Here is a 13,465-nt window from a genome sequence, read left to right as displayed (position 1 = left end):
TGACATTAAACTAGCACGACCAAAGACAACTTTACACCGTCTGTCAAAATGCCTTGAACAAATATGTCCATTTGCCACTTTCGCCAGACCGGTAAACCACCCTACGTCGTGCCGTAAATCCTCTCTCTTGGCTGGACTCAGGATTCCACCATCGCCATCGCTTCTTCCACATCCACCGCGACCAATCGCGAACAACCCGGCTCGTGCATCGTGACCCCCATCAACTGATCGGCCATTTCCATGGCGATCTTGTTGTGGGTGATATAGATGAACTGCACGGTCTGGGACATCTCTTTGACCAACCGAGCGTAGCGTCCCACGTTAGCGTCATCCAGCGGTGCGTCAACTTCGTCGAGCATGCAGAACGGCGCCGGGTTTAACTTGAAGATGGCAAATACCAGGGCCAATGCGGTCAGGGCCTTTTCGCCGCCGGACAACAAATGGATGGTGCTGTTCTTCTTGCCCGGAGGCCGCGCCATGATCGTTACCCCTGTATCGAGTAGATCTTCGCCCGTCAGTTCCAAGTAAGCGCTGCCACCACCGAAAACTTTTGGGAATAACGCCTGTAAACCGCCATTAATCTGATCAAAGGTATCTTTGAAGCGGTTGCGGGTTTCCTTGTCGATCTTGCGGATCACGTTTTCCAGGGTATCCAGGGCTTCCACCAGATCGGCGTCCTGGGCATCCAGATAACGTTTGCGCTCGGACTGCTGCTGGTACTCATCGATGGCCGCGAGGTTGATCGCGCCCAGGCGTTGAATGCGTGCGGCAATCCGTTCAAGTTCTTCTTCGGCGTCCTTCTCGTTGGCCTGGGCGGTCAGGGTGTTGAGCACGCCGTGCAAGTCATAGCCATCTTCAAGCAACTGGTCTTGCAAGGTCTTGCGCCGCACAGTCAAGGCTTGCCATTCCATGCGTTGCTGTTCGAGCTGGCCGCGGATCAACTGGGATTGCTGCTCGGCCATGGTGCGGCGCTTTTCAGCATCGCGCAGTTCGCGGTCGGCATCTTCGAGGGCGATCTGCGCGGTCTTGAGTTCTTCGTCGACGGTCATGCGCTTATCGAGCAACTCTTCAAGCTTGAGGCGCAGCTCTTCCAGTGGCGCCTCGCCCTCCTCCAGGTTCAGGCTCAGTTGCTCGCGCTTTTCGGTCAGGCGCTCGGACTGCATCTCCAGGCGCTCAAGGGCCTGGCGCGTGGAGTCGTGCTGGGCGCGCAACGAGCCGAGGCGCACCGCCAACTGGTGGGCGTGGTCCTTGTGCTGGCGCGCTTCCTGGCGCACGCGGTCGAGGCGTTCGCGCAGGCTGTCGCGCTGGGCCAGCAGCAACTCGCGCTGCTCGGTGTCCAGGGCCATGCTGTCGAGGGCTTCCTGCAATTGCAGGCGGGCTTCGCCGATCTGTTCGTGTTCCAGGGCGCGCTGCTCGCCCATCTCGGCCACTTCTTCATCGAGGCGGGTGCGGCGCAGGGTCAGTTGTTCGACCTTGGCCTTGCTCGCCGACAGTTGCGCTTTCAATTCGCCCTGCTGGCGCGCTTCGTCCTGCAACAGCCGGCGCAGGTGTTCGCGACCGGTCTCCTGCTGGCGCTGGGTGGCGCGCAGGGTTTGCAGTTCGGTTTCCAGGCTTTCGAGGGTGGCTTCACGCTCTTCACGCTCGGCGGTCAAATTGACGATTTCCTGGCCACGGGCCAATACGCCGCTTTCGGCTTCACTGGCACGGCGTACCCGCAGGAAGTGGCGGCCGATCCAATAACCGTCGCGGCTGATCAGGCTTTCGCCGGCCGCCAACTGGCCGCGCTGGGCCAGGGCCTGCTCAAGTGACTCAACCGGCTTGACCTGGCCCAGCCACGGCGATAAGTCAATCGCCGCTTCAACCTTGTCCAGCAGGCTGCCCGGCACCCGCGTGCCATCGGCCGCAGGGCTGAGCAGGCGCAAGTCGCCCTGGGCAAAGCCGGCCAGGTCGAAGCCGCCAAAATCGTCCACCAGCACGGCTTGCAAATCGGCGCCCAAAACGGTTTCCACCGCCAGCTCCCAACCGGCCTCTACCTTCAAGCCTTCGGCCAGGCGCGGGCGCTCGGCCAACTGCTGATCGCGCAGCCATTCGGCCGTGCCGGTGCCAGGGTCCAACGCCGCTTGCTGGAGCGCTTCAAGGGATGCCAGGCGACCATTGAGACGCTGCAAATCCCCCTGGGCCTGCTGCTGCGCCTGGGTTGCCGTGTGCAATTGCTGACGCAGTTGCTCCAAGCGCTCCACTTGCTGTTCTTCGCTGGCCTCCAGCTCCTCGAGGGTCATTTCGCTTTCGGCCAGTTGCTCGCTCAACTGCATGATCGCCGCGTCTTCCGGGTCGGCGGCGAGCAATACGCGCTCTTCCTGCAGACGGCGCTGGCGCTCGGCCAGGCGTTCCATGCTGGTTTCCAGCTGCTGGATGCGCGACTGCTGCACCTCGGCCTGGCGGCGTGGCTCGGCCGATTTCAGGTTGAAGGCGTCCCACTGCTCCTGCCAGCCGTGCATGGTGGTTTCGGCTTCTTCCAGGGCGGCGGCGGCTTCTTCGGCGGCAGCGCTGGTGATTTCCTGCTCGGGGGTGAGCATGTCCAGCTCTTCGCCGAGGGTCAGCAGCAAGGTGCGGTCATGGCCCAGGTGCGATTCGGTTTCCAGGCGCGCGCGTTCGGCTTCCTTCAGGTCATCCTGCAACTGGCGCAGGCGCTGCTGGCCGTGCTGGATGCTCTGCTCGACCCGGGCGATATCGCCGCCCACTGAATAGAAACGGCCCTGCACCAGATTGAAGCGTTCGGAGAGTTCATGGTGGCCGTCACGCAGGCGCTCGATGCTGGCGTCGGCGTTGCGCTGCTCGGCCACCAGCGCTTCGAAGCTGATTTCCTGGGTGCCAATGATCGCTTCGCGCTGGCCCACCTGGTCATTCAGCGCCTGCCAGCGCAGGGCCGAGAGTTGTGCCTTGAGCTGGCGTTCTTCGCCCTTGTATTCCTGATACTTCTCGGCGGCCTGGGCCTGACGGTGCAGGCGCTCCAACTGGCGCTCCAGCTCTTCGCGCAGGTCAGTCAGGCGGGCGAGGTTTTCATGGGTGCGGCGGATACGGTTTTCGGTCTCGCGACGACGCTCCTTGTACTTGGAGATACCCGCCGCTTCTTCGATAAAATTGCGCAGGTCTTCGGGCTTGGCTTCGATCAGCTTGGAGATCATGCCCTGTTCGATGATCGAATAACTGCGCGGGCCCAGGCCTGTGCCGAGGAAGATGTCGGTGATGTCGCGACGACGGCACTTGGTGCCGTTGAGGAAGTAGCTGTTCTGGCTGTCGCGGGTGACTTTGCGGCGGATCGAGATTTCCGCATAGGCCGCGTACTCACCGACCAGAGTGCCGTCGGAGTTATCGAACACCAGCTCGATGCTGGCCTGGCTCACCGGCTTGCGGCTGGTGGAGCCATTGAAGATGACGTCGGTCATCGACTCGCCGCGCAGGTTTTTTGCCGAGCTCTCGCCCATCACCCAGCGTACGGCGTCGATGATATTCGACTTGCCGCAGCCATTGGGCCCCACCACTGCCGCCATGTTGCTGGGGAAGTTCACCGTGGTGGGGTCGACGAAGGATTTGAACCCCGCCAATTTGATGCACTTGAGCCGCACGTCTAGGCGTCCGCCAACGCAGCGATCACCAGCGAGCTGCTGCGCTGGCAGTAAGCCGACAGCACCAGGCGAATTTGCACCAGGTCACGGGCCAGTACGGCGGCCAGTAATTGCTCGAACAGCGCCAGGTATTCGCTCATGGACGCCTTGCGTTGGTCCAGGGCCAGGTAATAAGCGCGGTTCATCGCCGGTTGCAGGTTCTCGACGGTTTCCTGCAGATACGGATTGTTGGCGAAGGGGTAGGCGGCGCGCATCACATTGAAGCTTTCTTCGACGAAGGCGCGGATATCCTCGCGCTCGTAACTGGCTTGCAGGCGTTGCTGGATCTGCAGGAACGGCGCCATGTCGGCCTGGGTCTGCCAGCCTTCGGCTACCGCATTGCCGAGCAGGATGTACATCTCGCCCATCAAGGTGCACAGGCTCTGCACCTTGTGCGCGGTGAGCTCGGTGACATGGGCACCCCGACGCGGCAGGATCGCGATCAGGTGGCGGCGCTCGAGGATCAGCAAGGCTTCACGCACGGAACCACGGCTGACGTTGAGCGCCAGCGTGACCTTCTGTTCCTGGATCCGCTCCCCAGGCTTGAGATCGCCGCGAATGATACGTTCGGCGAGGTGGTGAGCAATTTGCTCGGCGAGACTGTCCGGCGCCTTGAACGTCATGTTTTCCCTTCAAAATCTTCTATCGGTACAAGCGCGGCAGTGTAGCGCATTGGCCCGCTGATGGCGCTACGCCCACCGTGGCGAATTTGGCATGAAATAAGCAACGATGAAAGCCTGAACGCCGCCCAAAACGCCGGTTCCAGAAGACTGGACCATAATTGAAAGTGTTGCGATCGCATTTTCTTGACCCTTAAGTCAGAAAAACATTGACCGAAAAGTCAGACGTGACTAGATTCGGCGCAAAGCGGTTAACAACAATAATGAGTCTGCGAGGCCTTCCGTGATCCAGTTTTTACTCAACCAGGAACTCCGTAGCGAGCACGCCCTGGACCCCAACCTGACCGTGCTCAACTATCTGCGTGAGCATGTGGGCAAGCCCGGTACCAAGGAAGGCTGCGCCAGCGGCGACTGCGGTGCGTGCACCGTGGTGGTCGGCGAATTGCACACCAACGATCAGGGTGCCGAGCAGATTCGTTATCGCAGCCTCAATTCCTGCCTGACCTTTGTCTCGTCGTTGCATGGCAAGCAACTGATCAGCGTCGAAGACCTCAAGCACCAGGGCCAGTTGCACAGCGTGCAACAGGCGATGGTCGAGTGCCACGGTTCGCAGTGCGGCTTTTGCACCCCGGGCTTTGTGATGTCACTGTTTGCCCTGCAAAAGAACAGCGACACCCCCGACAGCCAGAAAGCCCATGAAGCCCTGGCCGGCAACCTGTGTCGCTGCACCGGTTATCGCCCGATCCTCGCCGCCGCCGAACAAGCCTGCTGCAACAAGCCCCTGGACCAGTTCGACAGTCGCCAGGCCGACACCATCGCCCGTCTCAAAAGCATCGCACCGGCCCAGACCGGCGAACTCAACAGCGGCGACAAACGCTGCCTGGTGCCGCTGACCGTCGCCGACCTGGCTGACCTCTACGATGCCTACCCCCAAGCCCGCCTGCTGGCCGGCGGCACCGACCTGGCGCTGGAAGTCACCCAGTTCCATCGCACCCTGCCGGTGATGATCTACGTCGGTAACATTGAAGAAATGAAGCGCATCGAAGATTTCGACGACCGCCTGGAAATCGGCGCGGCCACGGCCCTCTCAGACTGCTACGCCGCGCTGCACCATGAATACCCGGACTTCGGCGAACTGTTGCACCGCTTCGCTTCCCTGCAGATCCGCAACCAGGGCACCCTGGGCGGCAATATCGGCAACGCCTCGCCGATTGGTGATTCGCCACCGCTGCTGATTGCCCTGGGTGCGCAGATCGTCCTGTGCAAAGGCAACACCCGTCGCACCCTGGCACTGGAAGACTATTTCATCGATTACCGCGTCACCGCCCGCCAGGACAGCGAGTTCATCGAGAAGATCATCGTACCCAAGGGCCATGCACTGTTTCGTGCCTATAAGGTGTCCAAGCGCCTGGACGATGATATTTCCGCAGTCTGCGCCGCCTTCAACTTGAAGATCGACAATGGGGTAATCAGCCAAGCCCGTATTGCCTTCGGCGGCATGGCCGCCACGCCAAAACGCGCAAAAAGCTGCGAAGCCGTGTTGGTGGGCGCTACCTGGAATAGCGCCACCGTGGAAAAAGCCTGCGTCGCCCTGGCCGAGGATTTCACGCCGCTGTCGGACTTCCGCGCCAGCAAGGAATACCGCCTGCTCAGCGCGCAGAACCTGCTGCGCAAATACTTCATCGAGCTGCAAACGCCGCACATCGAGACTCGGGTGACCGCATATGTCTAACCATCACGCCGTCGTAAAGACCCAGGCCGAACTGGCCGAGCTGTTTGCCCAGAACTTGACCTCCGGGGTCGGCCGCAGCGTCAAGCATGACAGCGCCGCCAAGCACGTCAGCGGCGAAGCGCAGTACATCGATGACCGCCTGGAATTTCCCAACCAGTTGCACCTGTATGCGCGCCTGTCCGACCGTGCCCACGCCCGCATCCTCAGCATCGACACTGCGCCCTGCTACGCCTTTGATGGCGTGCGCATTGTCATCACCCATGAAGACGTACCGGGCCTGAAAGACATCGGCCCATTGATGCCCGGCGACCCGTTGCTGGCCATCGACACCGTGCAGTTCGTCGGCCAGGTGGTGCTGGCCGTGGCGGCCCGCGACTTGGAGACTGCGCGCAAGGCGGCGATGGCGGCGGTGATCGAATATGAAGACCTGGAGCCGGTGCTGGATGTAGTCGAGGCCTTTCGCAACAAGCATTTCGTGCTCGACAGCCACACCCACCAACGCGGCGATTCGGCCGCGGCGCTGGCGAGCGCCAAGCACCGTATCCAGGGCACCCTGCACATCGGCGGCCAGGAACACTTCTATCTGGAAACCCAGATTTCCTCGGTCATGCCCACCGAAGACGGCGGCATGATCGTCTACTGTTCCACGCAAAACCCTACCGAAGTGCAGAAGCTGGTGGCCGAAGTACTCGACGTGTCGATGAACAAGATCGTGGTCGACATGCGCCGCATGGGCGGTGGTTTTGGCGGCAAGGAAACCCAGGCCGCCAGCCCGGCCTGCCTGTGCGCAGTGGTGGCGCGCCTCACTGGCCAGCCGACCAAGATGCGCTTGCCTCGGGTCGAAGACATGCTGATGACCGGCAAGCGCCACCCTTTCTATATCGAATACGACGTGGGCTTCGACGAAAGCGGTCGCCTGCACGGCATCAACCTGGAACTGGCGGGTAACTGCGGCTGCTCGCCGGACCTGTCCAACTCGATTGTCGACCGCGCCATGTTCCACGCCGACAATTCCTATTACCTGGGCGACGCCACCGTCAACGGCCATCGCTGCAAGACCAACACCGCGTCCAACACCGCCTACCGCGGCTTCGGCGGCCCCCAGGGCATGGTCGCCATCGAGGAAGTGATGGACGCCATCGCTCGCCATCTGGCCCTCGATCCGTTGGCGGTGCGCAAGGCCAATTACTACGGCAAGACCGAGCGCAACGTCACCCATTACTACCAGACCGTCGAACACAACATGCTCCAAGAGATGACCGCCGAGCTCGAAGCCAGCAGCCAGTACGCCGAGCGCCGCGAAGCGATTCGCCTGTACAACGCCCACAGCCCGATCCTGAAAAAGGGCCTGGCGCTGACCCCGGTGAAATTCGGCATTTCCTTTACCGCCAGCTTCCTTAACCAGGCCGGTGCGTTGATCCACATCTACACCGACGGCAGCATCCACCTGAACCACGGCGGCACCGAGATGGGCCAGGGCTTGAACACCAAGGTCGCCCAGGTGGTGGCTGAAGTGTTCCAGGTGGACATCGACCGCGTACAGATCACTGCCACCAACACCGACAAGGTGCCCAACACCTCGCCCACTGCCGCTTCCAGCGGTGCGGACCTTAACGGCAAGGCCGCGCAGAATGCCGCCGAGACCATCAAGCAGCGCCTGGTGGAATTCGCCGCGCGCAAGTACGACGTCAGCGAAGCGGACGTGCAGTTCCGCAACGGTCATGTGCGTGTTCGCGAACAAATCCTGACGTTCGAAACGTTGATCCAGCAGGCGTATTTCGCCCAGGTCTCGCTGTCGAGCACCGGCTTCTACAAGACCCCGAAAATCTTCTACGACCGCAGCCAGGCGCGTGGCCGGCCGTTCTACTACTTCGCCTTCGGCGCCGCCTGCTGCGAAGTGATCGTCGACACCCTGACCGGCGAATACAAGATGCTGCGCACCGACATCCTCCACGACGTGGGCGCCTCGCTGAACCCGGCCATCGACATCGGCCAGGTCGAAGGCGGCTTTATCCAGGGCATGGGCTGGCTGACCATGGAAGAGCTGGTGTGGAACGACAAGGGCAAGCTCATGACTAACGGCCCGGCCAGCTACAAGATCCCCGCCGTAGCAGACATGCCGCTGGACCTGCGGGTCAAGCTGGTGGAAAACCGCAAGAACCCGGAAGACACGGTGTTTCATTCCAAGGCCGTGGGTGAGCCGCCGTTCATGCTCGGGATTGCTTCGTGGTGCGCGATCAAGGATGCGGTGGCGAGTTTGGCTGACTATCGCCAGCAGCCGAAGATCGATGCGCCGGCGACGCCGGAGCGGGTGTTGTGGGGGTGTGAGCAGATGCGGCAGGTGCAGGCGGTGAAGGCCATTGAGGCTGAAACTGAGATGGCTTCGCTCTAGACCGAGGCGCTGCCATCGGCCGAACTGACAACAGTAATGTTGAGGTGAACATGAACAACTGGATCAGCGCCCTCGCCACCCTGCAAGACCAGGGCGAACCCTGCGTCCTGGTGACCATCATCGAAGAGCTCGGCTCCACGCCGCGCAATGCCGGCTCCAAGATGGTAATCAGCGCCGCCCATACCTTCGACACCATCGGCGGTGGGCACCTGGAATACAAGGCGATGCAGCTCGCCCGCGACATGCTCGCCCGCGGCCAGCAGACCACCCACCTGGAACGCTTCAGCCTCGGTGCCAGCCTCGGCCAGTGCTGCGGTGGCGTGACTGTGCTGCTGTTCGAGCCCATGGGACAGGTGCAGGCGCAGATTGCGGTATTCGGTGCCGGCCACGTCGGTCGTGCGCTGGTGCCGTTACTGGCGAGCCTGCCGTGCCGAGTGCGCTGGATCGACTCCCGCGATCAGGAGTTCCCCCAGCACATCCCCCAAGGCGTGCGTAAAATCATCAGCGAAGAGCCGGTCGATGAAATTGCCGACCTGCCAGCAGGCAGTTACTGCATCGTCATGACCCACAATCATGCGCTGGACCTGGAACTCACTGCCGCCCTGCTCAAGCGCAATGACTTCGCCTACTTCGGCCTGATCGGTTCGAAGACCAAGCGCGTGAAATTCGAACACCGTCTGCGTGATCGTGGCTTCGACACCGCGCAGTTGCAACGCATGCGCTGCCCCATGGGCCTCACCGAGGTGAAGGGCAAGTTGCCCGTGGAGATCGCCATTTCCATCGCCGGCGAAATCATCGCCACCTATAACGCCAATTTCGGCCAGCACACTGCCGGCGCCGAACCCATTGCCAAATTGTTGCCGGCTTCGCGCCGCAGCCAAGCTATCTAAATTGAGATAACCATGCCTTTGACTCGCAAAGCCTACCGTGCCGCCATCCTGCATAGCATCGACGACCCTGCCGTCGTTGGCATCGAAGCCTCCTACGAGTATTTCGAAGACGGCCTGCTGGTGATCGATAACGGTCAGATCAGCGCGCTCGGTCACGCCAGCGATCTGCTGCCGAGCCTGCCTGCCGATATCGACATCACCCACTACCAGGACGCACTGATCACCCCCGGCCTGATCGACACCCATATCCACCTGCCGCAGACCGGCATGGTCGGCGCCTATGGCGAACAGTTGCTGGACTGGCTCAACACCTACACCTTCCCGTGTGAAAGCCAGTTCGCCGACAAGGCCCACGCCGAGGAAGTCGCGGATATCTTCATCAAGGAACTGCTGCGCAATGGCACCACCACCGCGCTGGTGTTCGGCAGCGTGCACCCGCAATCGGTGAATGCATTCTTTGAAGCGGCCGAGAAGCTCGATCTGCGCATGATTGCCGGCAAGGTGATGATGGACCGCAATGCGCCGGACTATCTGACTGACACGCCCGAATCCGGCTATCAGGAAAGCAAGGCGCTGATCGAACGCTGGCACGGCAAAGGCCGCCTGCATTACGCGGTGACGCCACGCTTTGCCCCCACCAGCACACCAGAGCAATTGACGCTGGCCGGGAAACTGCTGGGGGAATACCCGGACCTGTACATGCAGACCCACATCAGTGAGAACAAGCAGGAAGTAGAGTGGGTGAAGGAACTGTTCCCGGAACGCAGCGGCTACCTGGATGTGTATGACCATTACAAACTGCTGGGCGAGCGCTCGGTATTTGCCCATGGCGTGCACCTTTGCGATGACGAGTGCGCACGCTTGGCAGAGGCCGGCTCGGCGGTCGCATTCTGCCCGACGTCGAACCTCTTTCTCGGCAGTGGTTTGTTCAACCTGCCGATGGCGGAGAAACACAAACTGAACGTGGGCCTGGGCACCGACGTGGGTGGCGGTACCAGCTTCTCGCTCCTGCAAACACTGAATGAAGCCTACAAGGTCATGCAGTTGCAGGGGGCACGGTTGAGCCCGTTCAAGTCGCTGTACCTGGCGACCCTGGGGGGTGCGCGGGCGTTGCGCCTGGAAGACAAGATCGGCACGTTGCAGCCGGGCACGGATGCGGACTTTCTGGTGCTGGACTACAACGCCACGCCGCTGCTGAGCTATCGCTTGAAGCAGGCGAACAACATTGCCGAGACATTGTTTGTATTGATGACGCTGGGGGATGATCGGACGGTGTTGCAGACCTATGCAGCCGGACAGTTGGTGCATCAACGCTGAACCCAGCCACAACACAAAACCAATGTGGGAGGGGGCTTGCTCCCGATAGCGGTGTGTCAGTCAGCCTATCTGCTACTGACACTCTGCTATCGGGAGCAAGCCCCCTCCCACATTTTTATCCCCCAGTGAATCAGGGAGATTACAGTTTTACCGACGAGCGCCCGGGCTTTTTGGTCTGCAATAAATGCGAGAACACCGCATGCAGGTCATCCGACGCGCTTTCCTCATCGAGGTTGAGCTTGCTGTCGATGTGATCCATGTGATGCATCATCAAGTTCACCGCCAGCACCGCATCACGGGCTTCGATCGCGTCGATCAACTGGGTGTGTTCATCATACGAACAGTGCGAGCGGTTGCCGCTTTCGTACTGGGCGATGATCAATGAGGTCTGGGACACCAGGCTGCGCTGGAAGCTGATCAGCGGCGCGTTCTTTGCTGCCTCGGCCAGTTTCAAGTGGAATTCGCCCGAAAGACGGATGCCCGCACCGCGATCACCGCGGGAGAAGCTGTCGCGCTCGTCATTGACCATCTGGCGCAACTCAGCCAATTGCTCAGCGGTAGCGTGCTGCACCGCCAACTCGGTGATCGCCCGCTCCACCAGGCGCCGGGCCATGAATACCTGGCGCGCTTCTTCCACGCTTGGGCTGGCAACTACCGCGCCGCGATTGGGCCGCAGCAGCACCACGCCCTCATGGGCCAGGCGCGACAGCGCACGGCGGATGATGGTGCGGCTCACGCCGAAGATCTCGCCCAGTGCCTCTTCACTCAATTTGGTTCCGGGCGCCAGGCGTTGTTCAAGGATCGCCTCGAAGATATGCGCGTAGACGATATCGTCCTGGGTTCCGCTGCGACCGGCCTTGCCGGATCGCGGTTGTTTCTTGAGAGGTTGCAACTGTTCGTTCATGGGCACTCGGGTTTGGAGAACGGCGGCGAAATAACGGTAATACGGCAACGACGCTACGCTGGCAAGTATCACCTAAAAACAGTGCACATTGTACACAACCCGATGCGCCAACACACTGTACGGCTGTTTGCGGCCCCGGCTGTATTGCAATGACTCGTTACGTTTGAGTTTAGGCTTGAATCCGCGCCACCACCGGCAAATCCCAGGTAAAAGGAATACCCCTCCATGACCGATGCCACCCAAGCGCCCTTGCGCCCGCTGGCCGACACTTCCGCCTCGGCCATCGTCGCCGGCTTTATCGCCATGATGACCGGCTATACCAGCTCCCTGGTGCTGATGTTTCAGGCCGGCCAGGCCGCCGGCTTGACCACCGCGCAGATTTCCTCGTGGATCTGGGCGATTTCCATCGGCATGGCGGTGTGCAGCATTGGCCTGTCCCTGCGCTATCGCACGCCTATCACCATCGCCTGGTCCACACCCGGCGCGGCGCTGTTGATCACAAGCTTAGGCGGCGTGAGTTATGGCGAGGCCATCGGCGCCTACATCACCTGCGCGGTGCTGGTGACGCTCTGCGGGCTGACCGGCAGCTTTGAAAAGCTGGTCAAGCGGATCCCGGCGTCGCTGGCGGCGGCGCTGCTGGCAGGGATCCTGTTCAAGATCGGCAGCGAAATTTTCGTCGCCGCGCAGCATCGCACCGCACTGGTGCTGGGAATGTTTTTCACCTACCTGGTCATCAAGCGACTTTCACCGCGATACGCCGTGCTCGCTGCGTTGGTAATCGGCACCCTGCTGTCAGGGCTGATGGGGTTGCTGGATTTCAGCGGCTTTCACCTGGAAGTGGCGACGCCGGTGTGGACTACGCCGCACTTCTCATTGGCGGCGACCATCAGCATCGGCATCCCGCTGTTCGTGGTGGCCATGACCTCGCAGAACATGCCCGGTGTTGCCGTACTGCGGGCCGACGGCTACAACGTGCCGGCGTCGCCGCTGATCACCACCACCGGCCTGGCCTCGCTGGTGCTGGCTCCGTTCGGCTCCCACGGCATCAACCTGGCGGCGATCAGCGCGGCGATCTGCACCGGGCCCCATGCCCATGAAGACCGCAACAAGCGCTACACCGCAGCGGTGTGGTGCGGGGTGTTCTACGGGATTGCCGGAGTATTCGGCGCCACGTTGGCGGCACTGTTCGCAGCGCTGCCAAAGGAATTGGTACTGTCGATTGCAGCCCTGGCGCTGTTTGGCTCGATCATCAATGGGCTGAGCATTGCCATGAATGAGCCGAAGGAACGGGAAGCGGCGCTGATCACCTTTATGGTCACGGCGTCAGGCTTGACGTTGTTTTCCATCGGTTCGGCGTTCTGGGGGATTGTGGCGGGGGTGTTGACGTTGCTGATTCTGAATTGGCGCAAGGCATAAAAAAACGGCGACCCTCAGCAGGTCGCCGTTTTATTTAGTATCACTTGGCCGCGTTGATCGGCTTTTCCGGATACCACACGTCCAGCAGCGGGCTGACTTCAGCCTTGGTCAGCTCGGAACGGGTTTTCAGCCAGGCCTCAACAGCAGCGCGCTGCTCTTCGGAAACCGAGCCACGCTTCTGCAGGCAAACCAGACCGTAGTCGTCGCCGCCGACATAGCCCAGACCGTTGGCTTCCATGGCTTCTTTGATGAATGCTTCGAGGAAAGCGTCGATAGCTTCTTCACTCAGGCCTTCTTTGAAGTCCAGGTTCAGTTCGAAACCCAGCTCTTGAAATTCATCAACGCACAGTTTTTTGCGCAGACGCTGGGAACGGTTAGTCGCCATTGGAACAATCCTCATAAGTAATAACGGGCGGCACTTTAGCAGTTTAAGGCGGCAATTGCCCGACTCTCTGGGACGGGCGGGCAAAAGCCGACAAAAAAACCGCGATTAGCAGCTATCGTTGAGCTACAAGTGGTTCCAGCTTGG

The 13,465-nt window shown here is 60.9% G+C and carries 9 protein-coding genes; 5 read left to right on the top strand and 4 right to left on the bottom strand.

The genetic code is table 11. The features are described 5' to 3' along the window. Positions 1-137: 137 nt before the first annotated feature. Together smc and NMB39_RS07915 are read right to left on the bottom strand one after the other, a co-directional pair. Positions 138-3,626: a chromosome segregation protein SMC gene (gene smc / locus NMB39_RS07920; protein ID WP_057023118.1), complete on the bottom strand. Its 3,489-nt coding sequence runs from the start codon at positions 3,624-3,626 to the stop codon at positions 138-140. Positions 3,627-3,628: 2 nt separating this feature from the next. Further along, positions 3,629-4,288 carry a GntR family transcriptional regulator gene (locus tag NMB39_RS07915; RefSeq protein WP_046071681.1) on the bottom strand — a complete coding sequence of 220 codons (660 nt, stop codon included), beginning with the start codon at positions 4,286-4,288 and terminating at the stop codon, positions 3,629-3,631. A 280-nt stretch (positions 4,289-4,568) separates the two neighbouring features. On the opposite strand from NMB39_RS07915, the gene xdhA reads away from it, so the two are divergent. From xdhA to guaD, 4 genes are read left to right on the top strand one after another with little or no spacing between them, the layout of a single operon-like run. After that, on the top strand, positions 4,569-6,017 hold the full coding sequence (gene xdhA, locus NMB39_RS07910) for a xanthine dehydrogenase small subunit (protein WP_198718924.1): 1,449 nt from the start codon (positions 4,569-4,571) through the stop codon (positions 6,015-6,017). After that, positions 6,010-8,409, top strand: coding sequence for a xanthine dehydrogenase molybdopterin binding subunit (gene xdhB, locus NMB39_RS07905; RefSeq protein ID WP_494339436.1), 2,400 nt, complete (start codon positions 6,010-6,012; stop codon positions 8,407-8,409). Before xdhA ends, xdhB begins: the two co-directional genes overlap by 8 nt. A 50-nt stretch (positions 8,410-8,459) precedes the next feature. Further along, positions 8,460-9,299: a xanthine dehydrogenase accessory protein XdhC gene (gene xdhC / locus NMB39_RS07900; RefSeq protein ID WP_057023121.1), complete on the top strand. Its 840-nt coding sequence runs from the start codon at positions 8,460-8,462 to the stop codon at positions 9,297-9,299. Between the two features lie 12 nt (positions 9,300-9,311). Next, the gene (guaD, locus tag NMB39_RS07895; RefSeq protein WP_198718926.1) at positions 9,312-10,616 is read left to right on the top strand and encodes a guanine deaminase; all 1,305 of its coding nucleotides are present in this window, start codon (positions 9,312-9,314) and stop codon (positions 10,614-10,616) included. A 139-nt stretch (positions 10,617-10,755) separates the two neighbouring features. Here the strand turns inward: guaD and NMB39_RS07890 are convergent, their stop codons facing one another. Further along, complete coding sequence (locus tag NMB39_RS07890) at positions 10,756-11,520, bottom strand: GntR family transcriptional regulator (protein ID WP_367236356.1); 765 nt, start codon at positions 11,518-11,520, stop codon at positions 10,756-10,758. Between the two features lie 225 nt (positions 11,521-11,745). On the opposite strand from NMB39_RS07890, the gene NMB39_RS07885 reads away from it, so the two are divergent. Further along, on the top strand, positions 11,746-12,936 hold the full coding sequence (locus tag NMB39_RS07885) for a benzoate/H(+) symporter BenE family transporter (protein ID WP_057023124.1): 1,191 nt from the start codon (positions 11,746-11,748) through the stop codon (positions 12,934-12,936). A 40-nt stretch (positions 12,937-12,976) separates the two neighbouring features. Here NMB39_RS07885 and NMB39_RS07880 read toward each other — a convergent pair whose 3' ends face one another. Then, positions 12,977-13,321, bottom strand: coding sequence for a YggL family protein (locus NMB39_RS07880; RefSeq protein WP_010208515.1), 345 nt, complete (start codon positions 13,319-13,321; stop codon positions 12,977-12,979). Between the last annotated feature and the right edge of the window lie 144 nt (positions 13,322-13,465).

This window comes from Pseudomonas sp. FBCC-B545 (assembly GCF_059134095.1).
The sequence above is the reverse complement of the archived record's forward strand: the minus strand, read 5'-3'. Positions and strand labels throughout refer to the sequence as shown.

Coding starts and splice junctions, on each gene's coding strand:
- NMB39_RS07880 (WP_010208515.1), bottom strand. CDS start 13,321: ATGGCGACTAACCGTTCCCAGCGTCTGCGCAAAAAACTGTGCGTTGAT.
- guaD (WP_198718926.1), top strand. CDS start 9,312: ATGCCTTTGACTCGCAAAGCCTACCGTGCCGCCATCCTGCATAGCATC.
- NMB39_RS07885 (WP_057023124.1), top strand. CDS start 11,746: ATGACCGATGCCACCCAAGCGCCCTTGCGCCCGCTGGCCGACACTTCC.
- xdhC (WP_057023121.1), top strand. CDS start 8,460: ATGAACAACTGGATCAGCGCCCTCGCCACCCTGCAAGACCAGGGCGAA.
- NMB39_RS07915 (WP_046071681.1), bottom strand. CDS start 4,288: ATGACGTTCAAGGCGCCGGACAGTCTCGCCGAGCAAATTGCTCACCAC.
- xdhB (WP_494339436.1), top strand. CDS start 6,010: ATGTCTAACCATCACGCCGTCGTAAAGACCCAGGCCGAACTGGCCGAG.
- NMB39_RS07890 (WP_367236356.1), bottom strand. CDS start 11,520: ATGAACGAACAGTTGCAACCTCTCAAGAAACAACCGCGATCCGGCAAG.